The following is a 7,531-nucleotide window of genomic DNA, read 5'->3' as shown; positions in this document are numbered from 1 at the left end:
GCGGCGAAACCGATGTGGCGGCGCTTTCGGTCCTCAAACTGCTGGGCTCCGAAGCGGTCCAGCAGGGCCTGGACGCGCGGACGGGACCCCGGAGGCTCACAGACCGTGTCCCCGGGAACTGTTCACCGATTCCGCGAGCTCGGCCTCCGCGGCGGCCGTGAGATCGCCACGACGCGCGGCGACCGCGGTATCGAATTCCTCTTCCACCAGATCGGCGTTGATCTGTGCACCTGCCGTGGCGCCCGCGGCGGCGGCTGCCCCGACCTGCGCGGCGATATCGGTGATATTGCCCGCGGCCCAGATCCCGGGGATATCGGTACGTCCGGTGGCATCGCTGGGGAGGTACCGGCCGAATCCGGCCGGATGTTCGACGGCCGTCAGCCCCAGTCCTTCCAGGAATCCGGCCCGGGCCACCATCCGCGTGCCCACGGCGACGACCTCCCGGGCGACGACGGTTCCGTCCGCGAGCCGGAGACCGCTGATCCGGTCGTCGGTGACCTCGACCCCGGTCACCTTGCCCCGCACCACCCGCACGCCGCGGGCGGCGAGACGTTCGGCGGCCTCCGGGGTGGGGTCGGGCTGGTCGTGGGTGAAGTACACGACATCGTCGCTCAGCTGCCGGAACAACTGCACCTGGTGCAGGGATATCGGTCCGCGGCTCAGTACGGCGATCGCCCGGTCGCGCACCTCCCAGCCGTGGCAGTACGGGCAGTGCACCACATCGCGGCCCCAGCGCTGCGACAGTCCGGGGATATCGGGCAGCTCATCGGTGAGCCCGGTCGTCACCAGCAGTCGCCGGGCCCGGACGGTCCGCCCGCCGGCGAGGGTGACCGTGAACCGGTCACCCGCGCGGGCGGCGGCGACGATCTCCCCGGACACCACCTGGCCGCCGTAGCGGCGTACTTCGGCGCGCCCGGTCTCCAGCAGTTCCGCCGGGGTCGTCCCGTCGCGGGCCAGCAGACCGTGCACGGCTTCGGCGGGGGCGTTGCGCGGGCGGCCCGCGTCGATCACCACCACTGTGCGCCGCGAGCGGGCCAGCATGAGCGCCCCGTTCAGACCGGCGGCCCCGCCACCCGCCACCACCACGTCGTAGTCGTTCTCCAGTTGTTCGGTCACCGTGACCACCTCCTGTGCGCCGACTATCCGCACCCTCGATTGTTTTGGCAAACAAATTTGCCGAAACAACAATTTACTCAGTCGGTGGCCCGGGCCGACCAGCCGGGGATTCGCGTCCGAACTGTGGGTTTGCCGGGCGCTCACCTGCCGGTCACCTGATCCTGCGAGGCTGGCGCCGTGCAGGATCTGGCGACGAACGCTGATATGTGGGAGATCCGGTTCGCCCGATGGTGCGCGGCGCTGGTCGCGCGCCTGCCGTTCGGCCTGAGCCGGATCGTCGCGCCCACCTTCCTCGGTTTCGCGCTGATCAACGGGTTCACCTTCGGCGTCGACCTGCTGATCCTCACCGCTCTGCGCAGCGGCCTCGGCCTGCCGGGCTGGTCGGCGATCTCCATCGGCTATATCTGCGCCTTCGCGCTGGCGTTCTACCTCAACAGGCGGCTGAACTTCCGCTCGCACGCGCCGGCCGGGCGGCAGGCGGTGATCTACGCGGTGGTCGTACTGATCAACTACGCGGCCTTCATCCTCGGTGTGGGAGCCGGGCTGGCCGCGCTCGGTGTGCAGTACCACCTGTCGCGGTTGCTGGCCGGTGCGTGCGAGGCGGTGTACATGTACTCGGCGATGCGCTGGGTGGTCTTCCGGCGGAGCTGAGCATTCCGGCCGATCAACCTGTGTACAGGCGGATTTCGTCTCCGTCGCGAACTACGACATCGGCATCGGTCAGCGCCCAGTGCGGGGTGCCCGCCGCGCGGAGCCGGGCCGCGAGGGCGTCACCCGCGCCGTCGGGGTCCGTCGGGGAATCCAGATGCGGCACCACCGGGCGATCGATGATTCCCAGCCCCGCCCAGATCGGATCGATACCGCAGGCCGGCCGCACCTCGGCCGGATCGTCGGATGTCTCGATGCCGCGCAGATCCGGGCTCAGCACGCACGCACCCGCGCTGTAGCCCGCGTAGACCAGGGCATCGGTCTCCAGTAGGTCCGGGATGATCCGGTCCGCGCCGCTGCGTGCGAACTGGGCGCGCAGCACGAAGGTATTGCCGCCGCGTACCCAGAGGACGGGGAATCGGGCCAGCGTACGGCCGAGTTCCGCGGGGCGACCGGCATATTCGCGTAGATCCACCTCCTCCGGGCGGAAACCGCGTTCGCGCAACGGCACCAGTTCGCTGGTCAGCGCGGCGGACCGGGCCCGCGGCCACGAATCGCAGGCATTGGCGATCACCGCGATCGGGCCGGGTTCCCCTGCCAGCGCGGCGAATACGTCGTAGTGCGCGCCGAACCGGTAGCTCGCCAGGAACAAGCGCATATCAGATGGTGAAGGCGAGCTTGCGGACCACCTGCCGGCCCAGATCCGCGTCACCGCGGAAGGCGATCCGGTCCAGCGCCGATTCGGCGTCCACCCGGCCGCCGCCGAGCCGGACCAGCAGACCGGAGTCCACTTCCACCGTCACCGTGGATTCCCCGCCGGGCGCGTCCACATAGCGCGCACGGTCACCGACCTCGATGTGCAGGGTGCGCGCGAGCGGTCCGGTGAGTGCCAGGGTGATCAGGGATCCGGCGGGCGCCTTACCGCGTTTCGCGATCACCCGGGGCAGTGAGTTCGCGAATTCGGCGAAGGCGAGTTCACCCCGGGCGCCACCCTCGTCGACCTGCTCGCCGAGTGCGTCGGCGATATCGAGTTCGTGCATCCAGCAGTCGAACAACCGGACCCGCATGAACCGGGCATAGGGCACCTCACCGACCGGCGACGGTGTCGGCGCGGACCATCCCGCGTCGTCCAGGGCGGCGAGCGCCGCGCGGCGGCGGCCGATCACCTCGCGGTAGAGGTCGAGCAGTTCGGTGCCGGGGCGCGGTCGCAGGCGCTGCACCCAGATCTCGTTGAAGGCGCCGATCTCGTTGTGCACGTGCGGCAGGGTCTGCACATCGATATCGGGCGCCTGCCGGTCGCGCGCCGGGGGTTTGTCCCCGAGCAGCATCGATTCGGTGCCGATCACATGGCTCAGCACATCGAACACGGTCCACCCCGGCAGCGAAGTGGGCGTCCGCCACCGGTTCTCGTCGAGGACGGTGACGAGGTCGGCGAGCGCTTCGAACTGTGCGGACAACAGCGCGGTGAGCTCGGTCCGGTCGAGAGTATCGGTCATGGTTCCTTCTCAGAGGCTGGTGTATGCGGATCCGCGGAGGCCGTAGCGAAGGCGGAGGTATCGCATCAGGCGAGGTCGTCTCCGGATCCGGTCTCCGGTGTCAGGGCGGCCAGATCCGCGCGTAATGCGGCGGCGACCCGCTCCGGTTCGTGGGCGCGGCGCAGGACGAGCCCTTTCGCGAACCGGAATTTGTCGCCGTGGCTGCGGGGGATCACGTGCAGATGGACGTGGGCGACCGTCTGGAACGCGGCCTTGCCGTCGTTGATCAGCAGATTCGCGCCGTCGGCGGCGAAACCGGGCCCCTGGACCGCCCGGGCGATGCGATGGCCGACCCGGAACAGGTCCACACCGGCCTCGGCATCCAGTTCGGACAGATCGGTGGCATGCCGCTTCGGGATCACCAGGGTGTGCCCGCGGGTGATCGGCCGGATATCGAGGAACGCGGTCACGGTGTCGTCCTCGTAGACCCGGTGGGCCGGCGCGGCGCCGGCCACGATCCGGCAGAAAACGCAGTCGCTCACCCGCCGCACTCTACGGAGTAAGGGCGAATCGGTCCCGCGGTCGGCCGGTCGACTTGGCAAACTTTTCAAACTCCCGGGCACGCTTCGGCAGATGTAGCGCGTGATCAGGATTTACCGATGCGAAGACAACCGCCCGCCGCCGCGGAATGTGACGGGCATCTCAGCTAATCTCACTTCGGCCGATGTACGGTTGCCAGGATTTCGGGCGGTGGTGTCCCAGGACACCTCCGCCCGCGCCGTTGATCGGCGGCCGAAACTGTAGGAGAGGGAAGCAGACAAGTGGAGACAACGCAGGCCGGGGGCGATTCGTCGCCGCGCGGGGCGCGTGTCGGTGTCGTTCGCGAATCCGCCGCGGGCGAGCGACGGGTCGCTCTGGTCCCGAAGATCATTCCCACGTTGGTGAAACAGGGTGTGGAGGTCGTGGTCGAGGCCGGGGCCGGAGCGGGCGCGCTCATTCCCGATACCGCCTACGAAGAAGCCGGTGCGACGATCGGGGATCCCTGGTCGGCCGAGGTGGTCGTCAAGGTGGCACCGCCCAGCGATGCCGAGGTGGACAAGCTGTCCGCGGGGCAGACGCTCATCGGATTCCTGGCGCCGCGCAACGCCGACAACCAGATCGACGCGCTGAAGAAGGCCGGGGTGCAGGCGTTCGCGGTGGAGTCCATCCCGCGGATCTCGCGCGCCCAGGTGATGGACGCGCTGTCCTCGCAGGCCAATGTGGCCGGATACAAGGCAGTACTGCTGGCGGCGTCGGAATCGACCCGCTTCTTCCCAATGCTCACCACCGCGGCCGGAACGGTGAAACCGGCGACCGTGCTGGTGCTCGGCGTCGGTGTGGCCGGTTTGCAGGCGCTGGCCACCGCGAAACGGCTGGGTGGCCGGACCACCGGTTACGATGTGCGGCCCGAGGTCGCCGACCAGGTGCGTTCGGTGGGTGCCCAGTGGCTCGATCTCGGGATCGACGCCGCCGGTGAGGGCGGTTACGCCCGCGAACTCACCGACGAGGAGAAGGACAAACAGCAGCAGGCCCTCGAAGACGCCATCAAGGGTTTCGACGTGGTGATCACGACCGCGCTGGTGCCCGGACGCCCGGCGCCGCGGCTGGTGACCGCCGGTGCGGTGGCCGGTATGAAACCGGGCAGTGTCATCGTGGACCTCGCCGGGGAGACCGGTGGCAACTGCGAACTCACCGAACCCGGCGAGACCGTGGTGAAGCACGATGTGACGATCTGCTCGCCGCTCAACCTGCCCGCCACCATGCCCGAGCACGCCAGCGAGCTGTACTCGAAGAATATCGCCGCGCTGCTGGAACTGATGCTCGCCGAGGGCGAACTGAAACCGGACTTCTCCGACCAGGTGCTGGCCGATTCCTGCGTCACCCGTGACGCCGAACCGACGACGAAGGCGCAGTGATGTACACCGAGCTGCTGGCGAATATCGCGATTCTGGTGCTGTCCGGTTTCGTGGGTTTCGCGGTGATCTCCAAGGTCCCCAATACCCTGCACACCCCGCTCATGTCGGGTACCAACGCCATCCACGGCATCGTGGTGCTGGGCGCGCTGGTGACCCTCGGGCGGGTGGAGGACCCCTCGATCGGGGTGCAGGCCATCCTGTTCGTGGCCGTGGTCTTCGGAACGCTGAACGTGATCGGTGGTTTCGTGGTCACCGACCGGATGCTGGGCATGTTCAAAGGTAAGAAGCCCGCCGCGGGTGCCGAGAAGGCAGGTAAGTGACCCATGGACAATCTGGTCGATATCCTCTATATCCTGTCGTTCGCCCTGTTCATCTACGGTCTGATGGGGCTGACCGGCCCGAAGACCGCGGTGCGTGGCAACTGGATCGCCGCGGGCGGTATGGCGATCGCGGTGATCGCGACCCTGATCGCGGTACGTGACACCACCAACTGGATCCTGATCGTGGCGGGCCTCGTCGTCGGTGTGGCGCTGGGCGTTCCGCCCGCGCGTTACACCAAGATGACCGCGATGCCCCAGCTGGTGGCGGCGTTCAACGGTGTCGGTGGCGGTACGGTCGCCCTGATCGCCTGGGCCGAATTCATCGATACCACCGGGTTCTCGGCGTTCCAGCACGGCGAGGAACCCACGGTGCACATCATCGTGGGGTCGCTGTTCGCCGCGATCATCGGTTCGATCTCGTTCTGGGGTTCGCTGATCGCGTTCGGCAAACTGCAGGAGATCCTGCCCGGCCGCCCGATCGGGCTCGGGAAGTTGCAGCAGCTGGTGAACCTGGTGCTGCTGCTGGCGGCCGTCGTGGCCGCGGTGGTCATCGGGCTCGGCGCCGCCGACGGTGGTGTCTCACAGCTGTGGATGGTCGGTCTGCTGCTGGCCGCCGGTGTCCTGGGCCTGATGGTGGTGCTGCCGATCGGCGGCGCGGATATGCCCGTGGTGATCTCGCTGCTCAACGCCCTCACCGGCCTGTCCGCGGCGGCGGCCGGGCTGGCGCTGAACAACACCGCCATGATCGTGGCCGGCATGATCGTCGGCGCGTCCGGCACTATCCTGACCAACCTCATGGCCAAAGCCATGAACCGGTCCATCCCGGCGATCGTGGCGGGCGGTTTCGGTGGCGGCGGCGCGGTCGCGAGTTCCGGTGACGGCGAACAGAAGCAGGCCAAGGCCACTTCCGCCGCCGACGCGGCGATCCAGATGGCCTATGCCAACCAGGTGATCGTGGTGCCCGGCTACGGTATGGCCGTCGCCCAGGCGCAGCACGCGGTCAAGGAGATGGCGGGACTGCTCGAAGCCAAGGGCGTCGAGGTCAAGTACGCGATCCATCCGGTCGCCGGACGGATGCCCGGCCATATGAACGTGCTGCTGGCCGAGGCCGAGGTGTCCTACGACGCCATGAAGGAAATGGACGATATCAACGGCGAATTCGGCCGCACCGATGTCGCCCTGGTCATCGGCGCCAACGATGTCACCAACCCGGCCGCCCGCGAGGACGCCGCCAGCCCGATCTACGGGATGCCGGTTCTCAATGTCGACCAGGCGAAATCGGTGATCGTGTTGAAGCGTTCGATGAACAGCGGTTTCGCCGGTATCGACAACCCGCTGTTCTACGCCGACCATACGGCCATGCTGTTCGGCGACGCGAAGAAATCGGTCGGAGCCGTCACCGAGGAGTTGAAGGCGCTGTAAGCGCGCGATAGTCGTCACGGCCCCGGGTCGCGCGGTTCGTCACCGCGCCGCTCGGGGCCGTCGCGCTGTTGTACGGTCGGCAGATGGCGAGTCCCGGTGCGAAACTGCTGCAGTCCCGTTGGTTCGTACGGTCGCCGATCTGGTTGTTCCGGGCCCGGCTGGGGTTCCTGTTCGGTGGCCGGTTGCTGCTGCTGGAACATATCGGCCGCAAATCCGGTGCCGCGCGCTACGTGGCTCTGGAAACGGTGGACCGGCCGGACCCCGCCACCGTGATCATCGCTTCGGGCTTCGGCGAAAAGGCGCAGTGGTACCGGAATCTGCTGGCGCAACCCCGCTGTCATGTGAGCATCGGAACCCGCTACCGAGTACCCGCCACGGCCCGCACCCTGGACCGGGAGACGGCGGCGGAGGTGCTGGCGGGTTACCGGGTCCGGCACCCCCGGGCATATCGGGAACTGAGCGCGATCATCGAGTCCGCGACCGGCCGGGGTATCGACACCGTTCCGCTCGTCGAATTGGCACTGCGTACCTAGCCGCGTGCCCGGCCGCGGACCGGCGGTCGACGGTGCCGAACACGGTCGTCGCTTCCCGGTGG

At 68.2% G+C, this 7,531-nt stretch carries 9 protein-coding genes; 5 read left to right on the top strand and 4 right to left on the bottom strand.

Annotated elements, in window-relative coordinates; all coding sequences use genetic code 11:
* Positions 1–96: 96 nt before the first annotated feature.
* Positions 97–1,116 carry an NAD(P)/FAD-dependent oxidoreductase gene (locus tag ACWEWT_RS35195; RefSeq protein ID WP_452565221.1) on the bottom strand — a complete coding sequence of 340 codons (1,020 nt, stop codon included), beginning with the start codon at positions 1,114–1,116 and terminating at the stop codon, positions 97–99.
* 204 nt (positions 1,117–1,320) lie between these two features.
* On the opposite strand from ACWEWT_RS35195, the gene ACWEWT_RS35190 reads away from it, so the two are divergent.
* Positions 1,321–1,767, top strand: coding sequence for a GtrA family protein (locus ACWEWT_RS35190; protein ID WP_452565224.1), 447 nt, complete (start codon positions 1,321–1,323; stop codon positions 1,765–1,767).
* A gap of 13 nt (positions 1,768–1,780) precedes the next feature.
* Here the strand turns inward: ACWEWT_RS35190 and ACWEWT_RS35185 are convergent, their stop codons facing one another.
* The 3 genes from ACWEWT_RS35185 to ACWEWT_RS35175 form a co-directional block, all read right to left on the bottom strand.
* Positions 1,781–2,422: a Type 1 glutamine amidotransferase-like domain-containing protein gene (locus ACWEWT_RS35185; protein WP_452565220.1), complete on the bottom strand. Its 642-nt coding sequence runs from the start codon at positions 2,420–2,422 to the stop codon at positions 1,781–1,783.
* 1 nt (position 2,423) lies between these two features.
* Entirely contained in the window at positions 2,424–3,260 is an 837-nt protein-coding gene (locus ACWEWT_RS35180; protein WP_452565219.1) for a maleylpyruvate isomerase family mycothiol-dependent enzyme, read from the bottom strand.
* 65 nt (positions 3,261–3,325) lie between these two features.
* A complete protein-coding gene (locus tag ACWEWT_RS35175; RefSeq protein ID WP_452565218.1) occupies positions 3,326–3,781 on the bottom strand; it encodes an HIT family protein in 456 nt (151 codons plus the stop codon).
* A 279-nt stretch (positions 3,782–4,060) separates the two neighbouring features.
* Here ACWEWT_RS35175 and ACWEWT_RS35170 point away from each other — a divergent pair, with 279 nt between their 5' ends.
* The 4 genes from ACWEWT_RS35170 to ACWEWT_RS35155 all read left to right on the top strand — a co-directional run bounded on the left by ACWEWT_RS35170 (position 4,061) and on the right by ACWEWT_RS35155 (position 7,469).
* Positions 4,061–5,194, top strand: a complete 1,134-nt coding sequence (locus tag ACWEWT_RS35170) for a Re/Si-specific NAD(P)(+) transhydrogenase subunit alpha (protein ID WP_452565217.1) — start codon at positions 4,061–4,063, stop codon at positions 5,192–5,194.
* Positions 5,194–5,514 (top strand): NAD(P) transhydrogenase subunit alpha, encoded by a 321-nt coding sequence (locus tag ACWEWT_RS35165; RefSeq protein ID WP_327148238.1) that lies wholly within the window; start codon positions 5,194–5,196, stop codon positions 5,512–5,514. Before ACWEWT_RS35170 ends, ACWEWT_RS35165 begins: the two co-directional genes overlap by 1 nt.
* Positions 5,515–5,517: 3 nt before the next feature.
* Positions 5,518–6,936: an NAD(P)(+) transhydrogenase (Re/Si-specific) subunit beta gene (locus ACWEWT_RS35160; RefSeq protein ID WP_452565216.1), complete on the top strand. Its 1,419-nt coding sequence runs from the start codon at positions 5,518–5,520 to the stop codon at positions 6,934–6,936.
* A gap of 83 nt (positions 6,937–7,019) precedes the next feature.
* Positions 7,020–7,469, top strand: a complete 450-nt coding sequence (locus ACWEWT_RS35155) for a nitroreductase family deazaflavin-dependent oxidoreductase (protein WP_452565215.1) — start codon at positions 7,020–7,022, stop codon at positions 7,467–7,469.
* Positions 7,470–7,531: the final 62 nt, after the last annotated feature.

This window comes from Nocardia sp. NPDC003963, from assembly GCF_053605105.1.
Note: the sequence above shows the minus strand (reverse complement) of the source record. Positions and strands in the feature narration are given on the sequence as shown.

Coding starts and splice junctions, on each gene's coding strand:
- ACWEWT_RS35160 (WP_452565216.1), top strand. CDS start 5,518: ATGGACAATCTGGTCGATATCCTCTATATCCTGTCGTTCGCCCTGTTC.
- ACWEWT_RS35165 (WP_327148238.1), top strand. CDS start 5,194: ATGTACACCGAGCTGCTGGCGAATATCGCGATTCTGGTGCTGTCCGGT.
- ACWEWT_RS35155 (WP_452565215.1), top strand. CDS start 7,020: ATGGCGAGTCCCGGTGCGAAACTGCTGCAGTCCCGTTGGTTCGTACGG.
- ACWEWT_RS35180 (WP_452565219.1), bottom strand. CDS start 3,260: ATGACCGATACTCTCGACCGGACCGAGCTCACCGCGCTGTTGTCCGCA.
- ACWEWT_RS35190 (WP_452565224.1), top strand. CDS start 1,321: ATGTGGGAGATCCGGTTCGCCCGATGGTGCGCGGCGCTGGTCGCGCGC.
- ACWEWT_RS35185 (WP_452565220.1), bottom strand. CDS start 2,422: ATGCGCTTGTTCCTGGCGAGCTACCGGTTCGGCGCGCACTACGACGTA.